Below are 543 nucleotides of genomic sequence, written 5' to 3' on the forward strand. Positions count from 1 at the left end.
TATTGGCTGATAATTATTATAGCTAATGTTATTTCGCTTATTGGCTTTAATATTTTTGTAATAAGTGAATTTGGTTTAATTCAGTCTTTATCGGGTTCTGCGGGTAATATAATGGGCATTGCTATAACTTTAGGTGGCTTTGGTATTTTGATTTATTTAAGTCGCATTGTGCCTTATACAGATAATGAAAATAATTTTATATGGATGTCTATTATCGTCATTTTAATGATTAACTTGTTAATAGGCCGCTCTTACTTTAATTTGATGAGATATCAAATTATTGATGAAGAGGGCTTGGAGTAAAATTAACGGAACTAGGCATGTGGTAATGCTTTTTGAACAAATATTATTTTTGAAGTATATAATATAAAGATGATAATTTAAACAAAAATGTATAACAATTATCGTAAGTTAATGCATAATAAAACTGTAAAGATTCTTTTCACTTTTATGTATTAACATACAAAGGAGGAACATAAAATGGAAGATGAAGTAATAACTAAAGAGGGAATAGCACATAACATAAAAAATCCGTACATTACG

General features: G+C 27.4%; 1 pseudogene. It reads left to right on the plus strand.

The annotated features are described in order from the left end of the window. Positions 1-303, plus strand: a pseudogene (locus HMPREF2597_RS01850) (DUF5079 domain-containing protein); the annotation flags it as partial. Positions 304-543 lie beyond the last annotated feature (240 nt).

Source organism: Staphylococcus sp. HMSC063A07 (assembly GCF_001836955.1).
Classification (GTDB): Bacteria; Bacillota; Bacilli; order Staphylococcales; family Staphylococcaceae; genus Staphylococcus; species Staphylococcus lugdunensis.